Source organism: Staphylococcus condimenti (assembly GCF_001618885.1).
Classification (GTDB): Bacteria; Bacillota; Bacilli; order Staphylococcales; family Staphylococcaceae; genus Staphylococcus; species Staphylococcus condimenti.
In genome coordinates, this window is record NZ_CP015114.1 from 449,805 (window position 1) to 475,017 (window position 25,213).

Annotated in this window: 24 protein-coding genes and 1 riboswitch; of the genes, 10 read left to right on the plus strand and 14 right to left on the minus strand. The window is 34.3% G+C overall.

What is annotated here, in order from left to right:
- Position 1: 1 nt before the first annotated feature.
- From A4G25_RS02340 to A4G25_RS02370, 7 genes are all read left to right on the plus strand, one after another.
- The gene (locus A4G25_RS02340; protein ID WP_047131124.1) at positions 2-346 is read left to right on the plus strand and encodes a hypothetical protein; all 345 of its coding nucleotides are present in this window, start codon (positions 2-4) and stop codon (positions 344-346) included.
- Positions 347-501: 155 nt separating this feature from the next.
- Positions 502-1,992: a nickel ABC transporter substrate-binding protein gene (nikA, locus tag A4G25_RS02345; RefSeq protein ID WP_371093613.1), complete on the plus strand. Its 1,491-nt coding sequence runs from the start codon at positions 502-504 to the stop codon at positions 1,990-1,992.
- Complete coding sequence (nikB, locus tag A4G25_RS02350; protein WP_174531727.1) at positions 1,992-2,978, plus strand: nickel ABC transporter permease; 987 nt, start codon at positions 1,992-1,994, stop codon at positions 2,976-2,978. The genes nikA and nikB overlap by 1 nt, the downstream gene beginning before the upstream one ends.
- The gene (gene nikC / locus A4G25_RS02355) at positions 2,975-3,790 is read left to right on the plus strand and encodes a nickel transporter permease (protein WP_047131126.1); all 816 of its coding nucleotides are present in this window, start codon (positions 2,975-2,977) and stop codon (positions 3,788-3,790) included. Before nikB ends, nikC begins: the two co-directional genes overlap by 4 nt.
- Positions 3,783-4,568 carry an ATP-binding cassette domain-containing protein gene (locus A4G25_RS02360; RefSeq protein ID WP_047131127.1) on the plus strand — a complete coding sequence of 262 codons (786 nt, stop codon included), beginning with the start codon at positions 3,783-3,785 and terminating at the stop codon, positions 4,566-4,568. The genes nikC and A4G25_RS02360 overlap by 8 nt, the downstream gene beginning before the upstream one ends.
- Positions 4,561-5,253: an ABC transporter ATP-binding protein gene (locus tag A4G25_RS02365; protein WP_047131128.1), complete on the plus strand. Its 693-nt coding sequence runs from the start codon at positions 4,561-4,563 to the stop codon at positions 5,251-5,253. The genes A4G25_RS02360 and A4G25_RS02365 overlap by 8 nt, the downstream gene beginning before the upstream one ends.
- A gap of 1,373 nt (positions 5,254-6,626) precedes the next feature.
- Positions 6,627-7,148: an HdeD family acid-resistance protein gene (locus A4G25_RS02370; protein WP_047131129.1), complete on the plus strand. Its 522-nt coding sequence runs from the start codon at positions 6,627-6,629 to the stop codon at positions 7,146-7,148.
- A 150-nt stretch (positions 7,149-7,298) separates the two neighbouring features.
- On the opposite strand, the gene A4G25_RS02375 is transcribed toward A4G25_RS02370, so the two are convergent.
- The 10 genes from A4G25_RS02375 to A4G25_RS02420 form a co-directional block, all read right to left on the minus strand.
- A complete protein-coding gene (locus A4G25_RS02375) occupies positions 7,299-8,558 on the minus strand; it encodes an aminoacyltransferase (RefSeq protein WP_047131130.1) in 1,260 nt (419 codons plus the stop codon).
- Between the two features lie 26 nt (positions 8,559-8,584).
- The gene (locus A4G25_RS02380; RefSeq protein ID WP_047131131.1) at positions 8,585-9,841 is read right to left on the minus strand and encodes an aminoacyltransferase; all 1,257 of its coding nucleotides are present in this window, start codon (positions 9,839-9,841) and stop codon (positions 8,585-8,587) included.
- 307 nt (positions 9,842-10,148) lie between these two features.
- Positions 10,149-10,901 (minus strand): tryptophan synthase subunit alpha, encoded by a 753-nt coding sequence (gene trpA / locus A4G25_RS02385; protein ID WP_047131132.1) that lies wholly within the window; start codon positions 10,899-10,901, stop codon positions 10,149-10,151.
- Positions 10,894-12,123, minus strand: a complete 1,230-nt coding sequence (gene trpB / locus A4G25_RS02390) for a tryptophan synthase subunit beta (RefSeq protein ID WP_047131133.1) — start codon at positions 12,121-12,123, stop codon at positions 10,894-10,896. The genes trpA and trpB overlap by 8 nt, the downstream gene beginning before the upstream one ends.
- Positions 12,120-12,749: a phosphoribosylanthranilate isomerase gene (locus tag A4G25_RS02395; RefSeq protein ID WP_047131134.1), complete on the minus strand. Its 630-nt coding sequence runs from the start codon at positions 12,747-12,749 to the stop codon at positions 12,120-12,122. The genes trpB and A4G25_RS02395 overlap by 4 nt, the downstream gene beginning before the upstream one ends.
- 4 nt (positions 12,750-12,753) lie before the next feature.
- Positions 12,754-13,530, minus strand: coding sequence for an indole-3-glycerol phosphate synthase TrpC (gene trpC, locus A4G25_RS02400; RefSeq protein ID WP_047131135.1), 777 nt, complete (start codon positions 13,528-13,530; stop codon positions 12,754-12,756).
- A complete protein-coding gene (trpD, locus tag A4G25_RS02405; RefSeq protein WP_047131136.1) occupies positions 13,514-14,530 on the minus strand; it encodes an anthranilate phosphoribosyltransferase in 1,017 nt (338 codons plus the stop codon). Before trpD ends, trpC begins: the two co-directional genes overlap by 17 nt.
- Positions 14,475-15,098, minus strand: coding sequence for an anthranilate synthase component II (locus tag A4G25_RS02410; protein ID WP_047131137.1), 624 nt, complete (start codon positions 15,096-15,098; stop codon positions 14,475-14,477). Before A4G25_RS02410 ends, trpD begins: the two co-directional genes overlap by 56 nt.
- Entirely contained in the window at positions 15,095-16,504 is a 1,410-nt protein-coding gene (locus tag A4G25_RS02415) for an anthranilate synthase component I (RefSeq protein WP_047131138.1), read from the minus strand. The genes A4G25_RS02410 and A4G25_RS02415 overlap by 4 nt, the downstream gene beginning before the upstream one ends.
- Positions 16,505-17,056: 552 nt before the next feature.
- Positions 17,057-18,097, minus strand: coding sequence for a M42 family metallopeptidase (locus A4G25_RS02420; RefSeq protein WP_047131139.1), 1,041 nt, complete (start codon positions 18,095-18,097; stop codon positions 17,057-17,059).
- Positions 18,098-18,232: 135 nt separating this feature from the next.
- Between A4G25_RS02420 and A4G25_RS02425 the strand changes: the two genes are divergently transcribed.
- A complete protein-coding gene (locus tag A4G25_RS02425; RefSeq protein ID WP_047131140.1) occupies positions 18,233-19,327 on the plus strand; it encodes a prephenate dehydrogenase in 1,095 nt (364 codons plus the stop codon).
- A 59-nt stretch (positions 19,328-19,386) separates the two neighbouring features.
- Here A4G25_RS02425 and A4G25_RS02430 read toward each other — a convergent pair whose 3' ends face one another.
- Positions 19,387-20,649, minus strand: a complete 1,263-nt coding sequence (locus A4G25_RS02430; RefSeq protein WP_047131141.1) for a Y-family DNA polymerase — start codon at positions 20,647-20,649, stop codon at positions 19,387-19,389.
- 162 nt (positions 20,650-20,811) lie between these two features.
- Between A4G25_RS02430 and A4G25_RS02435 the strand changes: the two genes are divergently transcribed.
- A complete protein-coding gene (locus A4G25_RS02435; RefSeq protein ID WP_047131142.1) occupies positions 20,812-20,997 on the plus strand; it encodes a 2-hydroxymuconate tautomerase in 186 nt (61 codons plus the stop codon).
- 59 nt (positions 20,998-21,056) lie between these two features.
- On the opposite strand, the gene A4G25_RS02440 is transcribed toward A4G25_RS02435, so the two are convergent.
- Complete coding sequence (locus tag A4G25_RS02440; protein ID WP_047131143.1) at positions 21,057-22,073, minus strand: LCP family protein; 1,017 nt, start codon at positions 22,071-22,073, stop codon at positions 21,057-21,059.
- A gap of 141 nt (positions 22,074-22,214) precedes the next feature.
- Between A4G25_RS02440 and msrA the strand changes: the two genes are divergently transcribed.
- Entirely contained in the window at positions 22,215-22,730 is a 516-nt protein-coding gene (gene msrA / locus A4G25_RS02445) for a peptide-methionine (S)-S-oxide reductase MsrA (protein ID WP_047131144.1), read from the plus strand.
- A 75-nt stretch (positions 22,731-22,805) separates the two neighbouring features.
- Here the strand turns inward: msrA and A4G25_RS02450 are convergent, their stop codons facing one another.
- Together A4G25_RS02450 and A4G25_RS02455 are read right to left on the minus strand one after the other, a co-directional pair.
- The gene (locus A4G25_RS02450) at positions 22,806-23,699 is read right to left on the minus strand and encodes a homoserine O-acetyltransferase/O-succinyltransferase family protein (RefSeq protein ID WP_047131145.1); all 894 of its coding nucleotides are present in this window, start codon (positions 23,697-23,699) and stop codon (positions 22,806-22,808) included.
- 1 nt (position 23,700) lies between these two features.
- The gene (locus A4G25_RS02455) at positions 23,701-24,981 is read right to left on the minus strand and encodes an O-acetylhomoserine aminocarboxypropyltransferase/cysteine synthase family protein (RefSeq protein WP_047131146.1); all 1,281 of its coding nucleotides are present in this window, start codon (positions 24,979-24,981) and stop codon (positions 23,701-23,703) included.
- Positions 24,982-25,043: 62 nt separating this feature from the next.
- A riboswitch (SAM riboswitch) is annotated at positions 25,044-25,141 on the minus strand.
- Positions 25,142-25,213 lie beyond the last annotated feature (72 nt).

The window sequence follows — 25,213 nt, forward strand, 5'->3', positions numbered from 1 at the left end:
TATGACGATATTTGATATGCCGAATTTCTTGTGGATTTCAGTAGTCATAGTGCTTATACTTACAGCATTTTGCGGATTAGCACTAGGAAAGTGGGTTGCTCCCGCAATTGCAACATTTATCATTTTAGGAGTATTGGCATTCTTTATCCCTAATTTTATAAAAATTACGTACCAACCATTACTAGGATATGCCGCATTTATGGCAATCATCAGCTTAATTGAAAGCTTTCTTATTTGGTATTTCACAAGAAATTGGAGACGTAAACGATTAGAAAAACGTTTAGCTAAACAAGAACGAAAAGCAGATGAACGACATGAGCGATTATATCGCCACAATCGAAAATAATACGTTAGAAAATAGTAGGGTAAACTAAACACCTTACTATTTTTTGTTTTTTCAGTGTAAGTATACTCTTTTGAAATTATAATTTATTATTTTCTTTCAAATAATATTGATTAGTATTATAATATTAAAGCATAGTGTTATGAAGAGATGAAAGGATGATTACATTGAAAAAACTTATTTGCTCCACAGCTGCAGGTGTTTTAATTCTTACTGGTTGCAGTAAAAGTGAGGAAAATCATAATCAAGCCGATAACCTGAATATAGAACTCCCTTTAAAAACGAATACATTAGCACCTTATGATACAGATGTACCCGTTTCTATCGGTGCTGCTGAAACACTTTTTAAAACCTCATCTGATGGAAAAATCCAACCATATCTCGTTAAATCCTATGAACAACCTTCTGACGATACTTTAAAACTTACACTCAAAAATAATATCAAATTCCAAAATGGGCATAAATTAACAGGCCAAGCTGTAAAAGACAGTTTAGAAAAAGGATTAAAAGAGAGTGACTTGCTGAAAGCCACTTTACCTATTCAATCTATCAAATCTTCAGGACAAGAAGTTACTATTAAAACAAACGGAGCTTTTCCAGAATTAGTATCAGAATTAGCGAGTCCATTCACTGCAATATATGATACAAAAGCCAAATCAGATGTGAAAAAGACACCTGTAGGAACAGGGCCTTATGCTATCAAAGATTTTAAACGTTCACAAAAAATAGATTTAAATCAAAACAAAGATTACTGGCAGGGCAAACCAAAGTTAGAACATCTGGCTGTTACATTTAATGAAGATGGCAGTTCTCGTACAGATCATGTTCTATCTGGGAAAACAGATATCACAACTAATGTACCTGTTGATAAAATTAAATCTGTTAAATCATCTAAAAATGCAGAATTAAAAGCAACATCTGGGTTCAGAACTTCATTACTTCTTTATAATCATACAAGTCCAAAAATGACTAAAGAAGTGAGAGAAGCGCTAGATAATGTAATTAACCGTGAACAAATCACTTCTAAAATTGCTAATAATTACGCAAAACCAGCTACGGGTCCATTCAATACAAAATTAGACTTTATTCAAGACAAAAAGGTACATAAACAAAACTTGAAAGAAGCAAAAGCTTTGATGGAAAAAGCGGGTTATTCTAAAAAACATCCACTTACTATAAATGTCTCTTCATATTCTGGCCGACCTGAGTTAACAAAAATTGCCCAAGTTATTCAATCCGATGCTAAAAAAGCAAATATCAATATTAAAATACAAAACGTTGATGATATCGAAGGATTCTTGAAAAATAAAAAAGACTGGGATGCTTCAATGTATAGCTTCGGCACCATCCCACGCGGTGATACAGGTTACTTCTTTAATATGGCTTATAAAAAAGAGGGTGCTGTTAATAAAGGAGATTATCATAATAAGAAAGTTGATCAACTCATTAATGAATTGAACCACACAGTTGATAAAAACAAACGTCATGAACTCACAAACGAAATTTTAAAGGTATCTAAGAAAGATGTACCAAATAGTTATATTACGTATAACGATCAAATTGATGCCATCAATAAAGATGTTAAAAACTTCAAAGTTACACCTGAAGGCATTTACTTGATTGATTACAAGGTAGATAAAGAAAAATGATAATTAAACAAATACTTTCTAGATTAGGGCAAATGATCATTGTATTATTTGTCCTTTCTACCATTACTTTCATCCTGATGAAACTTTCGCCTGGGGATCCAGTAAATAAATTACTTCATATCGATGTTGCCAATGTTTCTCAAGATAAAATAGATGCTGTCAGGGATAAATTAGGGTTGAATCAACCTATATTATTTCAATGGTGGGAATGGTTCACGCATATTCTGCATTTAGATTTCGGTACAAGTATTCAAACAGGCGAACCTGTAATATCTGAATTGTTTTACTTTACACCGCCAACTTTAATCATCGCAGGGTTTACGTTAATACTTACATTATTGATTTCTGTTAGTTTAGGCACATTGGCTGCTGTTTATTATCATACTTGGATAGATCGTTTGATAAGAATATTAACGTCTGCTTTTGTCAGTATTCCTTCATTTTTCTTAGATATTATTTTAATCTATCTATTTTCTCAAAAGTTGCATGTAATGCCTTCTTCAGGCATTGATTCAGCTGCTGGTTATATTATGCCTGTCATTGCTTTAAGTATCGGATTATGTGCATATCATGTGCGCTTAATGCGTTCAACTTTGATTGATTTATATCAAAGCAAAGAAGTTGCTGCTTCTAGATCACGAGGTATGTCAGAGCGTTATATCCTTTTTGCAGATATTTTCAAGCCTGCTTTAATACCTGTTATATCCATATTAGGAATGTCAGTGGGCGGGTTAATCGGCAGTACTGTTGTCATTGAAAATTTATTTGATATACCTGGTATCGGTTATTTCTTAGTAGAAAGTATTCGCTCTAGAGATTATCCTGTTGTACAAGGCGCCGTTTTGATGATCGGCTGCTTTGTTGTTGTTTCTAATGCAATCGCTGATATTATAGTGCTCTTTTTAGATCCGAAACAACGTTATATTCATCTGAAAAAGAAAGCGCGATTACGTAATTCTCGTAAAGGGCAGGTGAAACAACGATGAAATTCAAGTGGAAAAACTTTATTTTCTATTTATTTATCATTTATATACTGCTCTTAATCATTTTGCAATTCACTACATCTACTGACAAAGCGCTTACAGTTCATTTAGATGAGGCATTACAAAATCCGAGTCTTCATCATTGGTTAGGCACAGATGATTATGGGAGAGATTTATATGCGCGTATTATGATAGGTGCACGTTATACTTTAGCCATTGCCATTATGACACTCTTGATGATTGTAATCATCGGTGTACCATTAGGACTGATTGCAGGGTATAAAAAAGGTATCCTCGATACAATTATCATGCGTGTAATTGATATCGGTCTTGGTATTCCAGAGTTTGTACTGATGATTGCCTTCGCCAGTTTCTTCAAACCAAGTATATGGAATTTAGTGATTGCAATCACCATACTTAATTGGATGACATATACAAGAGTAACGCGTGCTATTGTAAATACTGAAATGAGTAAACATTACATTCAACTCGCGCGTTTATTTCACACTCCAACACATATCATTATTTTCAAACATCTTTTACCGCAAGTCATTCCATCATTAATCGTTTTAATGATTGTTGATGTTGGTAAAATTATATTATATATTTCGTCTCTATCATTCTTGGGATTAGGCGCACAGCCGCCTTCTCCAGAATGGGGTGCAATGCTTTCAGCAGGCAGAGACTTTCTTACACAACACCCAATTATGCTCATTGCGCCTGCATTCATGATTGCATTAACAATTTTATTATTCAATTTAGCTGGTGATGCATTACGTGACAGATTATCTGAAAAGAGGGATTTATATGACTGAATATCTCTTACAATTGCATAATTTAAACATTACAGATAGAGATGGAGCGTCTCTTATCAAAGATTTAAATATCGATATTTTAAAAAATAAAGTCAATGTGTTAATCGGTGAAAGTGGATCAGGTAAAAGTTTAACTGTAAGTGCACTCGTACAACAATATCCAACCGATTTGACTGTGACCTTCGACAGTTATTTGTACCAAGGGCAGCCAGTACAAAATGTAAGACATTTACTAGGCAGCAAAATCGGCTATATTTCTCAAAACTATGCTAGCAGTTTTAACGATCATACTAAATTAAAAAAACAATTAATAGCGATATATCGTACACATCGTGATGCATCCAAAGGTGAAGCACTTAAACAAATCGAAAGGGCACTCGGATGGGTTAATTTAGACAGCGAAGAAATATTAGGGAAATATCGTTTTATGTTGTCAGGAGGACAATTAGAAAGAGTGTATATCGCAAGTGTCTTAATGTTGGAACCTGAACTGATAATAGCTGATGAACCTGTCGCTGCTTTAGATGTAATTAATGGCAATCGAATTATGGAACTGATACAACATATTGCAAAAGAACATGACACAACGCTGCTTCTTATTACACATAATCTTTCACATGTCTTAAAATACGCTGATAACATTCACGTTATAAATGACGGTAAAACCATTGAACATGGGTCATTAGATTACTTTAATAACGCATCAATAAATCCATATACCAAAAAATTATTTAACGCCCGCAGTCAATTGATCAGAAAGGAAGATGATGATGCTTAAACTTAAAAATGTAGCATTTTCTTATCCTGATCAAGAAGTATTAACCCATATTAATCTAACTATATCGGCGGGGGAGTTAGTTGGAGTTATAGGGGAGAGCGGCTCTGGAAAGAGTACGCTAATGGATTTAATATTAGGTGAATTACATCCAGTTCAAGGTGTAATAGAAAGTGATACAGAACGTATTCTACCCATTTTCCAGCAAGCAACTCAAAGCTTTAATCCTAGACAACAACTAAGAACTGCAATTGAAGAACCATTGAAGTACTACGCGAATGCTGAATATTCTTTTGATCAAATTGTGTTGCCGCTCATGAAAAAATTAGATTTAGATACAACTTTATTAAACAGATATCCAGATCAAGTTAGTGGTGGTCAATTACAACGCTTTAATGTACTCAGAACAGTGATGTTGCAGCCGGATATCTTAATTTGTGATGAAATAACAGCAAGTTTAGATGTAATTGCTGAACGTAAATTAATCGATATATTAAAGAATATTCATAAAGAACAAAAATCCACGATGATTATCATTTCGCATGATATTGCAGTACTCTATCAAATTGTTGATCGTATGATTGTATTAAATCACGGCACAATTGTAGATGATTTTAAAGCAAAAGATATATTCAGTGCAGAACGTGATGATTATACCAAATCATTAATAGATGTCTATCAAGAATAATACAGCAAACACACCGGATATAAACATCTGGTGTGTTTTTAATAGTGTATTTTAGATTATGTAAACTAAATAAGATTTTAAGGTATGTCCATATAGTATCTATATCATTAACTCAGTTATTCAAATCCCTATATGTATAAGTATCCTTATACATAGTTTCATATGACTTACTTTAGCTGCTATATATTAGTGTAATTACGATTACATATCGATATAGTCGAAACGTAAACCTAATGACTATATAATTACAAACACATAAACGACTAGAATTAGAACTCGTTAACATATAGACAAACGAAGCAAGTTCAATAACATAACAAAATAAGACATATAAGTATAAATAGGGTTAAGCAAAGCACTCTCTTCCGTTCTATATATAACTTCCTATAATATATATTATGTAAACTAAAATAAGAAAAAGGAAAATCATTGTCCTATATATCTGTCTTTCTGCTGTTTTTACTAATACAATCTATATTTCATTTTTAGCGCTGATTTTTATGTTTATACTTTATGCTTTAACTTCAATCTACTGTGTTACATACGAATTAATTTCTCGGAGCTTCTTTTATAATTTCACCAGTAGCTCAGCTTGTTTTCATTAATAACTTGTTAGATCTATGATTTTAAATGAAGTTTCATAACACACTTTATTGAGATTCATTTTTGTGTCTCATCATGCAATTCTAATTGTAACGTCAACGTACAAATATCCATCTCAAGCATTTCTCAATGCAACTCAGACGTTCTCTCAGCATCCTAAATCGTACCACAATCTTGATACATATCTGTTTACATTGTATTTAAGCTGAATCTACATACCTATAATAATGAATTATTGTGATTGATTTAATACATCAATCAATACGTTATATTTACTCATATATCAATAATACGTATATTGGAACGTTTTATTATCAAAAGCGTATTTTGAAGTTCCATTTTTCTAATTGCAATAGATTCAATATCAGTTCGATCATTGCTGCAATATAGCTAATCATAGGTAATAATCAATATTTCAAAACCCTAAACCACAGAACTAAACTAAAATATATATCTATTTTAGTTTACATAACATAGATATAGTTATATTTATTCTGTTCTTAAATGTTGTTATCTGCAACTTTTTAATTAACATTTATATCAAAGTTACTCAATTATTGATAATAATCAAGAATCAGTCAATAATTTGAGCATACTTGCTATTATTCTTATGGTTAAGCTTTGCTGTTACACTTAAGCCTATCAATAAAACATGTACTTTATTCACTATTAAGACACATTTTTTTATATTTTTTACTTTACTTTTACATATTACTTCACTTAAAGGGTATTTCTTGAATATATACTTTTATAATGAGGTGTTAATATTTATGTCAACTAAAAACATAAGATGGTCGAGTATCATTATTGGGATTTTATTCGTCATTGTCGCAATTTTAGCGGTTAGTTTCCCAATTCAAAATATTTTTGCGATTACTTGGCTCATTGGTATTTTCTTTATTGCTAACGGTATTATGGAAATCTTTTTCAGAAGATTAACAAAAGCTTTTGTTGGAATATCTGGTGGTTGGACAATTTTATTAGGTATTCTTAATATTATTTTCGGTATCTTGCTTATCATATTCCCAAATGCCGGATCTACATTTGTTATTTATGTATTTGCATTCTGGTTTATATTCAGTTCTGTACTCGGTATTTTTGTTGTTACACCTGAAGAACGCACAAGTAAATGGTACCATTTCTTCTCAGTTTTAATTAATATCATCGGTGTTATCGCTGGTATCATCTTATTATTCAATCCTTTATTAGGTGCTTTAGCAGTTGCTTTCTTCGTAAGTGTAATGTTCTTACTTATCGGTATAAACTATATCTTCGATGCATTTGCACATTAATCTTGATGATATAGAAAAGATGCTTTTAAGGACTTCCTTAAAAGCATCTTTTTATGTTCTTTCTTCCCTACTCCATTTCATAGGTTTGCAATGATATCCGATTACTTTCGCATGACATTACTGCATCTTCCTTGGTTTCAGTAGCTTGAGTTACTTTTTGATTTTCTTTCTAACTTTATCTAATGTTGTGAATATCCAATATTTTACTTTTTGGATCGGTTTATAGAAATCCCCGATTAACTCTTCTATTTGTACATTAAATCCTCGTTTAAATCGATAAACGCCATAGTCTTCACTGTTTTCAGTGAAGTCGCCTGATAAGCCATAGAAGTTATATCTTTCATACCCGTGTTCGAAACAATAGTTAATCATATACCAATGCATCATATAAGGACCCATATATTGATTGTATTTTTCAGAAGATCCGCCTGAGAAATAGTTAACTTCATAAGCATTTGTGAAGTAAACACCTGCTGCTAAATCAAGTATAGCACCATCAGTTTGGCGTAATTCGCTTGCTTTAAGCATTTCTTTTTGGTCATGATCAATTTGTTTATCAAGTTCAGATATTTTCTTCAATTGTTTATCTGATTTATTTTCTTTTGACATCATTTGGTCGCGTCGGCTTTCTTTATCGTTAAGCCCTTCTTGCAATGTTTTGATGTATTCATCTAAATCAATATAAGCTAAAGGTACTAAAACTTTATCACCGTAATGTTCAATAAAGTTTTTGAAATAGTCATCTGTTTTTGATACGAATCCTGCGCGTTCTTCTGTTTCACGATACAATTTGAAGAAACGAACTAACTCGTCTGGACCAAGGAATTTCACTTTAACTCCATGATTAATAGCTTTATTGATATTACGTTTACGTTGGCTATCAAATTTCTTTTTAATAGATGCAGGTGTTTGATCTTTTAAGTCCAATACACCCATCCAACGCACTTGGCTTGATGTATCATATTGTGTTGTAAAACCATGGTGTTGATAACCATGCGCTTTAAATAAGTTTACAATCGCATCATTTTGTTGTCGGCTTGGGAAAGGATTAACATCTTTGTCATAGATTTGATAAATCCAATACGGATCCATCTTCACATATAGGCATTGGTGTTGGCGCAAGTATTTTTCTAACTCACGCAAATAAAATTCTACTAAACCTAAATCACTATAATCCATGACCGGTCCACGATTTGAATAATAAACATAACTTCCCATAGTCGGAATTTTAGAGAATAAACTTGCTGCGATTACTTGGTTGTCATCATCCTTAATCCCTAATAACACCACTTCAAAACCGTCAGCTTCACGCGTCCCTATATTCTCTTTAGTTTGGAAATAGTGGCTTTCGAGTGATGGATTTTGAACAAAATTGTCGTATTCTTTAACTGTCAACTCTGTAAATTTCATTGATTTATTTCCCTTCTACCTTATGTTTATCTATCTTTGATTTTTTTCAAAGTTGTATAGAGTTTATACATTGGTTTATTGATAGGTGCAATAAAGTCTCCAACATACTCAATCACATCTGCGTTAAAACCTTTTTTAAATTTAACTACACCAGCATCTTCTGCATCATCTGTGAAATGACCGCTGATTCCATAGAAATTGTAACGATCGATACCGTGCTCAATTGCATAATTGATCATTTCCCATTGTACCGCATAACTGCCTGCAAAATGACGGAATTCATTTGCAGTACCGCCAGCATAATACACAACTTCAAATGGATTAATAATAAAGAACCCAGCTGAAATCGGAAGTTCATTACCATGTTTTTGCTGTAAGTCTCTGGCTTCTGCGACTTTTTGATGATGTGCTTCTAATTGTTTTTCTAGATTTTCTTTCTTTTTAGCCGCTTTTTGATTATCTGGATTTTTGTTAAGGTCTTTAACAGCTTTATTAATTTCTTTTTCTAAATTATCTTGCTCAGTTCCCAATTCTTTCAAGTATTCATCGAAATCAATATAAGCCATCGGTACTAGTACACGATCTTTATAATGTTTTAATCTATGATAATAAAAGGCATCTTCACGGTCATCAAAATCTTTAGCTTCTGCTGTATCTTCCATGAATCCACGGAAAATATCCATATCTTCTTCGCCCAAGAAGCGGACTTTAACGCCATTACGTTTTACTTTTTTCGTATTTCGTTTACGTAGACTATCCATGCCTTTCAATACATCTTGTGGCGATTTATCTTTTAAGTCTAAAACTGAATGAAAACGAATTTGGATAATTGGGTCAAAACCTGTTGTAAATCCTTCATGATGATAGCCTAACTCTTCCATTTTATCAAAAATCCAATCATTACCTGCATTACCAGTAATTTCACCATCATGATTACGGTATTGGTAAGGTAAATATGGATCAACACGCATATATAATGCATTATATTGCTTAACGTAAGCTTTTAATTCTCTAAAGAAATAGTGAACCAGTTCTTTATTTTCGTAATCAATAACAGGTCCTCTATTTGAGTAGAAATATTTAAAGAATTTCATCACTGGTACAGCTGTGAGTAAACATGCTGCAATAACGTTGTCATTGTTATCTTTCACGCCTACAAGGTGTGTCTCAGTTCCTTCAGCAACTTTCAACTCATAATTACCAACCATTTGTGTAAAATGGCTGTATGGCATTTGATCTGTAAATGCTCCGAATTCAGCTGTAGTTAAATTGGTAAACTTCATATTTTAATAACTCCTAATTCGTATTCTCTATTTCATTTATCATTTGCAAGTATAAATTTCAATCTTAACCATTATACAATACCCGTATAAAAAACTAAAATTGAAACCATTCAAAATATGGAATGAATTTTTATGTATTCAGTGCAACGCTGCAATATTAATTTTTGTTATTTTTAATGTTTGTTTAACACTTCATATTTTCCTTGTTCTTTTATCATAACATGCAGCCAGGGTATGTTGCTTATGATAACTCCTAAAAAAGAGAGACTGGAATATATTTCTTTTCCAGTCTCTAAAATCAAATATTTTATGAATTTGCTGCTGCTTTCGTTTCATCTAATGCACGACGAATGCTTTGTAAATATTGACGAATTGAAGTTTCGCTGTCATTTGCAAAACGTTTTACAATTTCACTGCCGATGACGATACCATCTGTAAATTCAGATAATGTTGATACTTGTTCTGGATTTCTGATTCCAAATCCAGCTACTACAGGTACATCGGCATTTTCTTGAATATATTCAATTTTGCTTTGCAGTTCTGGATGGAATTGACCATTTTCTCCAGTTGTTGCATTCATTGTAACGGTATAGATGAAGCCGTCTGCATGTTGTGCAATCTTTTGAATACGGTCATCAGAAGCGGTCATTGCAATCAATGAAATGATTTTAACACTGCTTTCTTTAAAACGTTCTTTCAATTGTTCTCCTAATTCAAATGGCAGGTCAGGAATGATTAAACCATACACACCTGCTGCTTCACAATCTTTGATGAATTGTTCTTCACCATAGTGCAAAATGATATTATAATATGTCATCAGTACATATTTCGTATCTTTTAATTCTTCTTTATGTGCTTTTAACTCTTGTAAAATCTTGTGTGCATTCATACCTTCTTCAATTGCTTTATTCCCTGCTTCCATAATAGTAGGGCCATCAGCAACCGGATCAGAGAATGGCAAGCCGATTTCTACAATATCTGCCCCTTCTTCACTTAATACTTTCAAATTAGAAATAAAATCTTTGTTGCCCATGATATAAGGAATGAATAATTTACTCATTATCAGCACCTCTTTCTTTCATATATTTTCTGATAGTATCCATATCTTTATCTCCACGCCCAGAAACTGTTACAACGATAATTTCATCTTTATCCATCGTCGGCGCTAATTTTTCTACATAACTTAATGCGTGTGCACTTTCAATAGCTGGGATGATACCTTCTGCTTTTGTGAAGCGTACTAATGCTTCCATCGCTTCATCATCAGAAGCATTTGGATATTCAGCACGGCCGATATCACTGTAATAGCTATGTTCAGGTCCGATACCAGGATAATCTAATCCTGCAGAGATAGAATGTGCAAGACCAATTTGTCCTTCTTCATTTTGTAAAAGATACATCTTAGTACCATGCAATACACCTACAGAACCTTTACCGATGGCAAGTGCATGCTTGTCTGTATCTTCACCATCACCTGCTGCTTCTACGCCGTATAATTTAACACTTTCATCTTCAACAAATGGATAGAATGTACCGATTGAATTAGAACCGCCGCCTACACATGCTACAACCGCATCTGGTAAACGCCCTTCTTTTTCTTGTAATTGTTCTTTGATTTCACTGCCGATAACACTTTGGAAATCACGCACCATAGTTGGGAATGGATCTGGTCCTAATGCTGATCCTAATAAATAGTGAGTGTCTTCAACATGACTGACCCAATATTGCAGCGCCTTGTTTACAGCATCTGATAACGTACCTTGACCATCAGTGACTGATACTACTTTTGCGCCTAATAATTCCATTCTGAAAACATTCAATGCTTGTCGTTGAATATCTTCTTCTCCCATAAATACAACAAGTTCCATATCAAATAATGCAGCTACTGTAGCACTCGCAACTCCATGTTGCCCGGCACCAGTTTCAGCAACTAATTTCTTTTTGCCCATTCGTTTAGCAAGTAATGCTTGTCCTAACGCATTATTGATTTTATGTGCACCTGTATGGTTCAGATCTTCACGTTTTAAATAAATTTTAGCGCCGCCAAGTTGTTTTGTGTATGAATCAGCATAAGTAAGCGGAGTAGCACGTCCTACATAGTCTTTTAAGTAACCTGCTAATTCTTCTTGGAATGCTGGATCATCTTTAGCTTCTTCATAAGCTTGTCTTAATTCTTGAATAGCTGGCATTAACGTTTCAGGAACATAACGTCCACCGTATTCTCCGAAAAATCCTAATTCATCAACTTCTGTTTGAATGGGTTGTTTTGTGTCTTTTGTCATATTTGTTTCTCTCCTTTTATATATTCTGAGATTTCTTTCATTTTCACCGGATCTTTAGTTCCATCTGTTTCGATTCCGCTTGCAATATCATAACCTGTAGCATTCAAATGCAATGCTTCAAATTCTTGGATTTTCTTCTTTGTCATACCGCCAGCAACTAAATACGGAACATCTTTTATTTCTTCTAAAATCCGCCAATCAAATGATTGTCCCGTACCACCGTAATGAATCGAAGGCGTGTCGATAATAAATAAATCTGTATCTTTTTTATAATACTGTATACGCTCTGATATAGCATCATCAGCAGGCAATGCTTTGATGATTTTGACATCAGGGTATTTATTTTTACACCATCGCAGCATCACCCTATCTTCATCACCATGAAACTGGATTGCATTAATATTCGTTCTGCTCAGCAATTGATTTATAATATCGTCAGCGGGATTTACTACAACTGCCACTCTATAAATAGTGTCTGGCACTAAATTACTAAGTATTTCGATTTCATCGATAGATTGATGCCTTTTACTTTTAGGATAATGAATAAATCCTATGGCATCTATTTGTTGATCGGCTGCGTATTTAATGTCATCTTGTGTTTGAAAGCCGCAATATTTTAAGAACATACTGTCACTCCTTTTTTAATTGCAAGCTCGGTAAAAATTCAGCAAGGTTATCACATTTCATCAATGATTCTCCGACTAATATACCGTCAATTCCTGAACCTACAATTTTTTCGACATCTTCTTTATTATGAATGCCGCTTTCTGAAATGTAGTAGTATCCTTTACGTTTATTTTCTAGGATTTCATTGGTATGTTCGACTTTCGTTACAAATCGTGTTAAGTCACGATTGTTAACGCCAATTATTTCAGGATGTAAATCGTATGCACGACGTAATTCTTGTTTGCTGTGCACCTCAACTAATACATCTAACCCTAAAGATTTAGCATATTGATATAATTCATGCATTTGATCATCGGTTAAAATATTAACGATAAGCAATATGACTGAAGCACCTGCTTTATACGCAACATCAATTTGAATCGGTTCAATCATAAAGTCTTTGCACAGCACTGGTAAATCTGTTTCTTTAGTAAGTTTGTTTAATCTCTCATAACTTCCGCCAAAGTAATATTCATCTGTCAGCACTGAAATAGCTTGAGCGCCATATTCTTCATATTCTTTGACCTGCTTTGTTAAATCTCGATTAGGTAAAACAGGAACTGAAGGGCTTTTAGATTTAATTTCCGCAATAACCGACAATCGTTCTCTTTCTGCTAATCGTGTGCTTAATTTTTTCTTATATCTGACATCTGTATATGGCAAACTTCTTAATAAGTCATCATAATAGCCATCTTCAAGTAATTCTTTTTTATATGCGACAATATCATCCAATATGGTCATATACTTGGCCTCCTGTTTTCTTGTATTGTTCAAATGCTTTACCGTCATCTATAAGTTGTTGTGCAAGCGCTACACCTTCTTTTATAGACTCTGCTTTTTCAGATACATATAAAGCAATACCCGCATTCAAAACAACAACATCACGTTTACTGGAATGATCTTTGCCTGTCAGTATATCTAATGTAATTTCTAAGTTTTCAGCAGGTGTACCGCCTCGAAGTGTTTCATTTTCTGCTGGTTTCAAACCGACATCTTCTGCGTTTAAATAATAAGATGTTACACCTGTTTCTTGATTAACTTCATAAATGAGATTATCGCCTGATAATGTTGCTTCATCCATACCGTTGGCCCCGTGCAGCACAATGGCACGTTTACGTTTCAAATCATATAATGTCTCTGCCATCGTTTTAACGAAATCCGGGTTATAGACACCTACTACTTGATAATCTAATTGGTAAGGGTGAATCATTGGTCCTAAAATATTAAAAATGGTTGGACCATCCATCATTTTTCGAATTGGTTGAATATGTTTCATTACAGGATAAGTATCTGTGGCATTTAAGAAAGCTAATCCTGTCTGATTCATTTTTTCTTCTACATTTGGGACAAGCGTTGCAGCAATTCCCATTTTATTAAGTAAGTCACTGCTGCCTGAAGCGGAAGTGATACTTTTATTACCATGTTTAAGTACATTCACATTTGCTGCTGCAACTACGAAAGAAACTGTTGTAGAGATATTAAAGCTATTTGACTTATCGCCGCCTGTACCGCATACACACATTGCTTCAGGATAAACCGGTTGAACTGGATACATCGTTTGAATCATAGCTTGAACTAAATATGTCACTTCAACTTGATTTAATGGGCGATTTGTATATTCTGCTAATAGTGCAGCTTTTTCCTCATTTGCAATATCAGGGTTTATCAGTGTTTGGATAAATTCATTAATGTCCTGCTGTGTTAAGTTGTTTTGTTGTTGAATTTTTTGAATGAGTGTCATGGCGATGCGCCCCTTTCTCTACATTATGAATGAAATTTTGAATAATATCGGCTCCATGTTCTGTAGCAAATGATTCTGGATGGTACTGAATTCCGTAATGCGGATATTGTTTATGTGCAAAAGATTGAATACAATCAGCAGTTTCACCTGTGATTTCTAATACTTCAGGAAATGTTTTTGGGTCACTAATCAGACTGTGATATCGCATGATTTTAAATGATTCTGGTAAGTTTTCATATAAAACTGTTTGTTTTGTTTGATGCATAGTATCAATTTTGCCGTGCAGCACTGTTTCACCCTGAATGACTTTTCCACCGTAATAGCAAGTCAGTGCTTGTGATCCTAAGCAAATACCAAGGATTGGTAATTCATGATAATGATTAATGATATTTTTTAAATCTTCAGTATCTTCTGGATGCCCAGGTCCCGGTGAAATTATAATGCCATCTGGATTTAAATCAAATACCGTTGGATCATCCGGGTATTTCACAACTACATCTGTAAAACCTGCTGCGATATTTACTAAGTTATAAGTGAATGAATCGTAATTATCTATTATTAAAATCATGGTGTAACCTCCAATAAACTTTTGGCTTTCAACAATGTTTCTTGTAGTTCTTTTTCTGGAACTGAGTCATATACCACACCGCAGCCTGCTTCCACATTGACGTATGTGTCATCAATCAGCATTGTACGAATAGCTAATGCAAAATCTAAATCGTGATTACAGTTAATGTAACCAACACCTCCGCTATAAACGCCTCTTTTATATGGATGCACTTCATAAATACGTTCGATTGCTCTTAACTTAGGTGCTCCTGATACTGTTCCTGTTGGCAATAAGCTTGCGATGATATCCATTGGTGAAGTCTTTTCTTTTAACTGACCTGTAACTACACTTACGATATGCATGACATGTTCATATTTTTCAATTTCCATCAATCTTTCAATTTTTGATGTGCCTGTTTGGCTTACTCTATGAATGTCATTACGTCCTAAGTCGACTAACATACGATGTTCGCTTAATTCTTTTTCATCACTTAATAGTTGCGCTGCATTTGCTTCATCTTCTTCGTTAGTAGCACCACGTTTAATCGTTCCAGCGATTGGATTTGTAACAACTTCATTATTTTTTACTTTGACAAAGCTTTCTGGTGAACTACCTACAATAATTGGATTATCAATATTTAAATAATACATATACGGACTAGGATTTTGTCGTTTCAATTTGCGATAAAGTTGATATGATAAGGGCTGCAACTTCTCTCCGAATTCATGCTTATAACGATATATTCTAGATGGTACGACTTGGAACATATCTCCTTCAGTAATAAGCTGTTTAAATCGAGAAACTGTCTGAATAAACTGATTATCAGGAATATTCGGAATTATTTCTTTCTGCGATGCATGGAATGAAGTATCAGGTTGATACAATACAATATCCTGTAATGCTTGTACTTGGTTTTGTACACGCTGTTTTACTTCACCTTTATGTTCTTTAGAGAATAAGTTAGTAGAGATTACATAGAGATACTCTTTGTAATGATCAAATACATATACATTCTCAACCATGTTTAATTTCACATCAGCTTGCTCTGGGTCTGAATTGATTTCACGTCGTTTTAATACTGGAAACTCGTGTCTGACTAAGTCGAAGCTGCAAGAACCAATAAAACCTGAAATGAAAGGCAAATCTTTTAATTCTTCATCTTCTACTTCAGCATAATATTCTTGGACGTAATCTTTTAATTTTTCATAAGGCGCTTCAGTTTCTGTAATTGTTTGATTTGGCGTGCGTATTGTCAGTTTATCCTCAGTAAGTGTTACGTCACCGTATATATCAAAAGCAACTACTGAATAGCGCCCTTTCGTTTTATTTTGACTTGCACTTTCTAAAATGATTTTCTTATCTCTTAATTGTGCTAATGCTTCTGGTGTAATATCAGCATTCAATCTATCGTATACAACTTCCATTTACCTATTCTCTCCTTTCGGCGACAAAAAAGCGCCCTTGTATTTAAACAAGGACGCTCTCTGCGCGGTACCACCTTTGTTAGCAGTTAACTATAACTGCTCACTCATTTCCCGATTTAATTTGCAGCTTCCAATAAAACCCATTTCGTTCAGCAGAGAGGTTAGTTCGCATCCACCACTAACTTTCTGAATTCTCTTATCTGCTGATCTACTTCATTTTATCTCATCACTGTATTTTCTTTTAATTTAAAAAACACCACAATAACACTATTCCCAATAAGGACGTGTTACCGTGGTGCCACCTTAGTTCAACATTTAAAATGTTCTCATTCTTATATTTAAGTTTTAAGCATTCTATCAAAAGCCCAATTCACATAATATGCTGTACTGATTTACATCAACCATCAGTTTTCTGTGTGCTACAAAACATATCAGCTACGTTTACTTTTAATTTTTTAATAATGTAGTTAGTATCTTACACTTGGTTTTATAGAATGTCAACACTCAACTCTAAATTTTCTGTCATCTTTACAAAAAACTAACAATTGTCTTTTAATCTTCCACCATATCAGAAAAGATATAAGCCTTTAATAGTGCCTGAGTTGCTTCTATGGATGTGATGTGTGTACGCTCTAGAGCGTGTGAAGATTCAATACCTGCACCGAATAAACCATGTTTCACATCAGCACCTGAACGCAATGCCGCTGATGCATCCGACCCGTAATACGGATAGATATCAACTTTATAAGGAATTTTGTTTGTTTCGCATAATTGCGTTAAATGTTGACGCAGCTTTTTATGATAAGGTCCTGATGCATCTTTAGCACAGATGGATACCGTATATTCATCTGAAGTTTGTCCATCACCTAATGCGCCCATATCAAATGCAATATATTCAACAACTTTACTTGGAATTGAAGCATTTGCACCATAACCGATTTCTTCGTTATTTGAAATATAAAAATGTGTTGTATAAGGCAATTCTTTTCCATTTTCTTTATTTTCTTTCAAAAACTCCATAATCATCGCTACACTTGCTTTATCATCCAAGTGACGTGATTTGATAAAATCATTGTCAGTAATTTCTGTTCTAGGATCTAAACTAATAAAATCGCCTACTTCGATACCTAATTTACGTGTATCCTCATCGTTATGTGTCACAGCATCGATTCGCACTTCCATATGTTCTTGATTTCTTGGAATATTTTGGTTATCTCTATAAACATGGACAGAAGTTTCATGTAGACAGATTGTGCCTGTATAGTTTTTTCCAGAATCAGTATGAATCGTACAATATTCACCTTCAATTGCGTTGTAAGCATAACCGCCGATTAAATCAATGGCCAATCGGCCGTCTTCTTTAATTTCTTTAACCATTGCACCGAGAGTATCAACGTGTGCTGTAATACAACGTTGTTCTACATCATTTTCCCCTCTTACAGTAATCATTAAAGCTCCTTTGTTTGTAACGCTCGTCGGGTATCCTAATTTTTCTGCAAAATCCTTCACATAATCAATGGCTTTGTAAGCATCTCCCGATGGACTTGGAATTTCAGTTAAAGTTTTGATTGTTTCTAAAATTTGTTTAACCATTTTAACCCCTCCTTGTGTTTATTGTACCGATTTAAAACGAAAATAGAAATTGAATTCACTTTATTCCTACTTGCATCATCGGGATATTTCCTCTATAATATCGCTATTCTGAAAATTTCGACAGAGGTGAGTCTTTTGACACAAAATATTTTGTTTGTAGGTCTGGGTTTAATTGGAGGCAGTCTTGCTAGTAATCTTCAATATTATCAAGAAGACATTGAAGTTTCAGCCTATGATACAAACCCTAGCCAGTTAGATAAAGCACTTTCAATAGGTTTAATTGATAAAAAAGCGGAAGACTATACAGAAGCAGTTGCTGAAGCAGATATTATTATCTATGCTACGCCTGTTCAACAAACTGTTGAGTATTTACAAAATTTATCTGATATTAAGACTAAGTCTGGTTTAATCGTTACAGACACAGGCAGTACTAAAGGAACAATCCAAGGTTTTGAAAAACAATTATTAGAACAAGATATTCACTTAGTGGGCGGACATCCTATGGCAGGAAGCCATAAATCCGGGATTTTAAACGCTAAAAAGAATTTATTTGAAAATGCGTATTATGTTCTTGTACATTCTGAACCTGAAAATGATGCAGCATCAGAAAAAATCCAAAATCTTTTACAAGCAACACGGGCTAAGATTATTGCTACATCCCCTTCTGAACATGATTTTGTAACAAGTATAGTAAGCCACATCCCGCACATTGCAGCTTCTTCTTTAGTTAATTTAAGTCGAGATCACCAACAAGACTCCCCTTTGATTCAACAATTAGCAGCTGGAGGATTTCGTGATATTACTCGCATTGCAAGCAGCAGTCCAGAAATGTGGAGAGATATCATGCATGAAAATAAATCATATATCCTTGAAGGCATACGTGAATGGCAAAAACAACTTGCAACATTAGAAGCACAAATCGAATCTGAAGACAGTGATAGTATCTATGAATTTTTTGAAAATGCACGTAATTACCGCAATCAATTGCCTGCTAAAACACCTGGTGCGGTATCTAGTTCTTATGAACTCTATGTCGACATCCCTGATGAACCAGGTATGATCAGCAAAGTCACTTCTATATTGGGTTTACATAATATTTCTATAAGTAACATAAATATTGTAGAAGCTCGAGAAGATATATATGGTGCATTGCGTATCAGTTTCAAATCTCCTGAAGATCGCGAATCTGGAATAGAATCATTACATGAATTTGACACTTATAGCCTATAAAACTAGTGCATTAAGCTCGTTATCCTACTTTGATAAGGACAACGAGCTTTTTTCATTTTTTACATTTTATGTCCTGCCATTAAACCAAGGCGTCCATACTTGGTTCCCGCATCTGTGTAAGAAACTGCTTTAGATACAATCCCTTTTCCATACTTTTGTTGAAGTTGATCGATGGTTTTAGCTAAAGCTTCACTTCGTTTTCTTTCATATTCGTCCACAAATAGATTTAATTGCTGAATACCTTCAGGTACAAACTGTGTCAACGAAATACTTAGAGTGCGGTACAACATATCTTTTTCACATAATTTATCCGCCCATTTTTCAACCATTTCCCAAATTTCTTTATCTAAATTGGTCGGCTCTTGTAATGTAAATTGTTTATGTACACCGCCTCCATCTCTATAACCAAAAGAAAAATGAATTGTACGCGCACGCATTTTGCGTATTCGAACCCGCATTGCTGCATCCTCTATTAATTCTTGCATTACAACTTTGGCATCGTTGTATTCATAATCTCGCATCAAAATCTGGCTTTTACATATAGAAGGGTTAGTAGTCTTATATTTTTCTCGGATTTTACTTTGATCTATTCCGTGTGCATGCAGATGCATATCGATACCTTTTATTCCAAAATCTCTTTTAAGATATCGATAAGGATAATGTGCTAAATCTCCAATAGTAAAAATACCGCGCTTGTTTAATTTCTTTTCTGTTCGTTTATTAATACCCCAAAATTTATTAAGCGGTTTTATATTCCATAATTTTTCAGGAACATCTTGGTAGCACCATTCAGCAATACGATTAGGCTGATGTTTTGCCTCAATATCCATTGCCAACTTGCTCAGCAACATGTTAGAACCGATACCTACAGTACAATAAATTTGTGTTTTATCATAAATTTCTTTCATGAGTTTGATACAAAAAGAATGAAGTGTACTGCTGAACCGATGATAACTGTCTGTCACATCCATAAAAAACTCATCAATACTATATTGATGCAAATCCTCTGGAGGAACATATTGTAAAGCGATTTTAGAAATCATAATTGATACATCTAAATATTTGCGCATACTTGGATTAATAATGTAAATATCATTACGATGCGGTATTTCAAACAACCTTGAACCTGTTTTAATACCAATTTCTTTTAATGGCGGGGTTGCTGCTAATACAACAGAACCTTGACGTTTGGTATCTGCAACAACTGCCAATTTTGTTTTCATGGGATCGAGCCCTTTAGATATACACGAAACACTTGCAAAGAAACTTTTTTGATCAATACACAATATATCTCTGTCCTCTAACAAATGATAATCATACATATTATCGCCCCCGCAACTTGATAATTTCATTATATACGAACAAACGTTCTTGTTCAACATTTTTGAGAACAAATGTTCTGTTTTTGGTTGCAGTTCAAATTTTGAATATTCTAATTTAAAAGTGCTATAATAACTATGAACTAAACAAAAGGAGGAATTCACATGCCACTCGTGAATATCAAATTAATCGAAGGTCGTTCTGATGAACAATTAAAAGATTTAGTAAAAGAAGTAACAGATGCTGTAGAAAGAACAACTAAAGCAGACCGCAATGCTATCAGCGTTGTATTAGAAGAAATGAAACCTACTCATTATGGTGTGGGCGGCGTAAGAAAATCAGATCAATAATACTTAAAAAAGAAAGCCTGAGAAATTAAGTTTTGAACTTAACTTCTCAGGCTTTTTAATTATTTTTTACTTTGCTGATTACCCTTTTTAGAGTTATCATTTAAAAATTCTTGAATCGCTTTTTTGTTCTTCGGTTTATCTACTTCTAATGCGCTGCCGCTTTCAGCAGTCTGGATATCTTGGTATGTTCCTTTTATCGGAACAGTTAGTGTCTGAACATCCTTATCTCCTCTGATACCAAAATTAATACCTGTTTGCATCAAGGCAGAATCTGGAATATCAGTATTTAGATAACCTCTTAAAATACCTGCTACTTTTGGCAATTTAAATATTGCACCTGGTTTTGTCATCTCTTGTTTAAGTGCTTGGATTACTTGTTGCTGTCTGCGCACTCGCCCGAAGTCACCTTCTGCGTCATGACGGAAACGTGCATAACCAAGTAATTCTTTACCATTTAAGTTATGATGACCTTTTTTCAATGAAACACCGATTAATTCAGACATATCTTTTTCTACATCAATAGGCACACCTTTGGGTGCTAATTCATCAATCATTTTTTCAAAACCTTTAAAATCAATTACCGCATAGTACTCTGGATCAATACCATAATTTTCTACCAATGCCTTACGTAATAATTCAGGTCCGCCTAATGAATAAGCTGCATTAATTTTATAATCTCTATAGCCGGGTATTTTAGCGTAGGTATCACGCATCACAGATACTATTTTCATTTTTTTATGAATATAATCATACTGTGCAACCATAATTGAATCTGTACGAGATTTACCGCCGTCAGACTTGTCAGCACCTAAGAGCAGAATTGAAATTTTTCCATCATTTTTAACAGGACCGTTAAATTTTTGAACTTTCATATTTGAATTATGTTTTTTCGCGTAATCGATACCACTTTTGTACCCTGAAACAGCATAAACAATAAACGCTATAAAAATAATAAGTACACCAAGTAAAATAAAAGGCAATTTGCGTATCTTTTTCTTCACTCTTTTTTTGCGAGGTGGAGGTGGATTGTTGTTACTTCTTTTATAATTTTCTTTTTGTTTGTCTTCTTCAGTCATTTTAACCAACCTTATATCTTCAAAATTAACAGTCTATGTAATATAATTAATACATACTAAAGTTATATAAATTTCTTTTAAAAATCAAGTGTTTTATAGGCAAATGGTACTAAGGTCCCAGAAAAAGAAAGGATAGATAACATGAATATCAATACTGCATACTTTGCAGGCGGGTGTTTCTGGTGCATGACCCAGCCTTTCGATTCATATGATGGCATTGAAAAAGTGACATCTGGTTACATGGGCGGCACAGTAGAAAATCCGACTTACGAAGAAGTAAAAAAAGGTGAAACAGGCCATTTAGAAACTGTTAAAGTAGAATATGACGTGGCTCTGTTTTCTTATCATAAATTATTAGAAATTTTCTTCTCTGTCATCGATCCTACTGATGCAGAAGGACAATATCAAGATCGCGGTTCTCAATATCGTACTGCTATTTTCTATACGAACGAAGATCAACGTGAAACTGCAGAACAATATATTGAAGAACTAAAATCTACGATTGATCGAGATAAAGCGATTGCCACTCAAATTTTACCTGTTTCTGAATTTTATGAAGCAGAAGAATATCATCAAGACTTTTATAAAAAGAATCCTGAACGTTTTGCTGAAGAAGAACAACAACGCGAAGCAATCAAGCAGCAAAAAAGTCAATAAGCAATATAAAAATATGGTAAGAGAGCCTCTTGTTTTTGACTCTCTTACCATATTTTCTTTATAAACAATCTATTATCATTCTAAAATATTAATTTCATCATGGCGCCATCTATTTTTTTCCATCATATCAGTCCAATTTTGAAATAATTGCTGTGCATATGGAATCCAATATGCTGGCAGTGGTTTAAGTGTGTCTCCACGGAAGTAATTTTTAGGTTTAGCAGCCGCTTCCCCATTCTTCTCTCTATCTCTCACATACTCATTCAGCAACGTATCCGCTTCATACTCAAAATGACCGCCGATATATAAATCCGTCTGCGCTTGATTAGAGATAAAATCCATTCCCGTATAAGGACTATACGTAATCACATCTAAATCCGCTTCCCCCATCACCTCATAAGGATCCATATAAGACCCGCGCGATTGCGGAATAATGTATTCAGGAATCGCCTCTAATACAGGATGTTCTTGCATAATATGATAACGATAAATGCCCGTCATCTTTTCAGGGAACATCCTTTTTTGAATCCCATATCGATAATTCAGCGCAAACTGTGCGCCCCAGCAAATAAACATACGCTGTTTCACATGCGTATCAGACCAATCATAGATTTCTTTCAATTCCTCAACATAATCTACTTCAGAAAAAGAAAGATGTTCAACAGGCGCACCTGTCATAATCAAACCATCATAATAATGATCCTTAATATCATCAAATTCCTTATAATACTGCGCAGCACGTTCACTAGAAGAAGTTCGGCTTTGATGTGTGACAGGATAAATAAAATCAACATTAATTGAATGATCCGTTTGTCCGAATAAACGTAACAGTTGTCTTTCAGCATCCTCTTTAATCGGCATCAAATTAACAATCAACAGATTCAACCCCTTACTAATCCGTTGATCTGTAAAAGCGGTATGTTCCGCTTTTAATGCAGGCAGAATAGGAATTCCTTCAGTAAACAGCATTTTAAATTGCGTCTAATCCTTTTTCTAAGTCATTAAGGATATCATCAATATGCTCAAGTCCTACAGAAATACGAATTGTTTCAGGCGTAATACCTGCAGATAATTGTTCTTCAGGTGTTAATTGCGCATGCGTTGTAGAAGCAGGATGAATCACTAATGATTTCGCATCCCCTACATTCGCAAGCAATGAGAACAATTCTAAGGACTCGATAAATTTGATACCTGCATCATAACCGCCTTTGACACCGAAAGTGAAAATAGAACATGCACCTTTAGGAAGGTATTTTTCTTTTAAATCATAATACTCGCTTGTAGGCAGACCTGCATATTTTACCCATTCTACTTTTTCATGATTATTCAAGAACTCAGCCACTTTCTCAGCATTTTCAACATGACGTTCCATTCTGAGAGATAATGTTTCTAAACCTTGAAGTAATAAGAAAGCATTTATTGGAGACAAACAAGCACCTGTATCACGTAATAATGTTGTTCTGATTTTAAATGCTAACGCCGCTTCACCAAAAGCATCCGCAAATACTAAATCATGATAAGACGGGTCCGGTTCTGTCAATCCAGGGAATTTATCATTTTGTTTCCAGTCAAAGTTGCCGCCATCTACAACAACCCCGCCCATAGAAGTACCATGGCCGCCGATAAACTTAGTTGCAGAATGAACTACAATATTCGCACCGTGTTCAATCGGTCTGAATAAATAGGGAGAAGCAAATGTATTATCCACGATTAAAGGAATACCTGCTTCATGCGCAATTTCCGCTAATGCTTCTACATCTTCTACGTTACCTTCAGGATTACCGATAGTTTCGATGTAGATAGCTTTTGTATTATCTTTAATCGCATTTTTCACTTCATCTAAATTCTTGCTGTCGACAATAGAAACGTCGATTCCGTATTTTGGCAAAGTATGGTTGAATAATGTGAATGTACCGCCATATAATGTTGAGCTTGCTACAATATGATCTCCTGCTTCAGCAACAGTTTGTACTGCATACGTAATTGCTGACATACCAGAAGATACGGCTACCCCTGCAGAACCGCCTTCTAATTCCGCTACACGTGTTTCAAATACTGCTACGGTAGGATTCGTTAAACGAGAATAAATATTGTCCAGTGCGTTTAAACCAAATAAATCTGCTGCGTGCTGTGTGTCGTCAAATGTAAAAGATGTCGTTTGGTAAATTGGTACTGCTCTCGAATTTGAAGCGGAATCCACTTCTTGTCCTGCGTGTAATTGTAATGTCTCAAATTTAAAATCGTTTGTCATGTTCCATTTCCTCCTTATTTAACATAAAAAAATAGCCTACCTGAAAAGATAGACTTAAAGATCTCTTATCTTTCAGGTCTTCACCTGCTGGAATTAGCACCTAACTTAAATAGGTTGCCTGGTATCGTCGGGCCAGTCCCTCCACCATTCTGGATAAGTTTTATTTAATTTAATTCAGAGTATAAAACTTATCTTGTCGGTTGTCAACAGACTATTCATATTTTTCTGAAAT

Excerpts from the sequence above, each read along its gene's own strand:
- nikA (WP_371093613.1), top strand. The coding sequence starts at position 502 with ATGATTACATTGAAAAAACTTATTTGCTCCACAGCTGCAGGTGTTTTA.
- trpC (WP_047131135.1), bottom strand. The coding sequence starts at position 13,530 with ATGACCATATTGGATGATATTGTCGCATATAAAAAAGAATTACTTGAA.
- A4G25_RS02360 (WP_047131127.1), top strand. The coding sequence starts at position 3,783 with ATGACTGAATATCTCTTACAATTGCATAATTTAAACATTACAGATAGA.
- A4G25_RS02430 (WP_047131141.1), bottom strand. The coding sequence starts at position 20,649 with ATGTATGATTATCATTTGTTAGAGGACAGAGATATATTGTGTATTGAT.
- A4G25_RS02365 (WP_047131128.1), top strand. The coding sequence starts at position 4,561 with ATGCTTAAACTTAAAAATGTAGCATTTTCTTATCCTGATCAAGAAGTA.
- msrA (WP_047131144.1), top strand. The coding sequence starts at position 22,215 with ATGAATATCAATACTGCATACTTTGCAGGCGGGTGTTTCTGGTGCATG.
- A4G25_RS02450 (WP_047131145.1), bottom strand. The coding sequence starts at position 23,699 with ATGCTGTTTACTGAAGGAATTCCTATTCTGCCTGCATTAAAAGCGGAA.
- trpB (WP_047131133.1), bottom strand. The coding sequence starts at position 12,123 with ATGACAAAAGACACAAAACAACCCATTCAAACAGAAGTTGATGAATTA.
- nikC (WP_047131126.1), top strand. The coding sequence starts at position 2,975 with ATGAAATTCAAGTGGAAAAACTTTATTTTCTATTTATTTATCATTTAT.
- A4G25_RS02420 (WP_047131139.1), bottom strand. The coding sequence starts at position 18,097 with ATGGTTAAACAAATTTTAGAAACAATCAAAACTTTAACTGAAATTCCA.
- A4G25_RS02370 (WP_047131129.1), top strand. The coding sequence starts at position 6,627 with ATGTCAACTAAAAACATAAGATGGTCGAGTATCATTATTGGGATTTTA.
- A4G25_RS02340 (WP_047131124.1), top strand. The coding sequence starts at position 2 with ATGACGATATTTGATATGCCGAATTTCTTGTGGATTTCAGTAGTCATA.
- A4G25_RS02440 (WP_047131143.1), bottom strand. The coding sequence starts at position 22,073 with ATGACTGAAGAAGACAAACAAAAAGAAAATTATAAAAGAAGTAACAAC.
- A4G25_RS02395 (WP_047131134.1), bottom strand. The coding sequence starts at position 12,749 with ATGTTCTTAAAATATTGCGGCTTTCAAACACAAGATGACATTAAATAC.
- A4G25_RS02455 (WP_047131146.1), bottom strand. The coding sequence starts at position 24,981 with ATGACAAACGATTTTAAATTTGAGACATTACAATTACACGCAGGACAA.
- A4G25_RS02435 (WP_047131142.1), top strand. The coding sequence starts at position 20,812 with ATGCCACTCGTGAATATCAAATTAATCGAAGGTCGTTCTGATGAACAA.
- A4G25_RS02375 (WP_047131130.1), bottom strand. The coding sequence starts at position 8,558 with ATGAAATTTACAGAGTTGACAGTTAAAGAATACGACAATTTTGTTCAA.
- trpA (WP_047131132.1), bottom strand. The coding sequence starts at position 10,901 with ATGAGTAAATTATTCATTCCTTATATCATGGGCAACAAAGATTTTATT.
- A4G25_RS02415 (WP_047131138.1), bottom strand. The coding sequence starts at position 16,504 with ATGGAAGTTGTATACGATAGATTGAATGCTGATATTACACCAGAAGCA.
- trpD (WP_047131136.1), bottom strand. The coding sequence starts at position 14,530 with ATGACACTCATTCAAAAAATTCAACAACAAAACAACTTAACACAGCAG.
- A4G25_RS02380 (WP_047131131.1), bottom strand. The coding sequence starts at position 9,841 with ATGAAGTTTACCAATTTAACTACAGCTGAATTCGGAGCATTTACAGAT.
- A4G25_RS02410 (WP_047131137.1), bottom strand. The coding sequence starts at position 15,098 with ATGATTTTAATAATAGATAATTACGATTCATTCACTTATAACTTAGTA.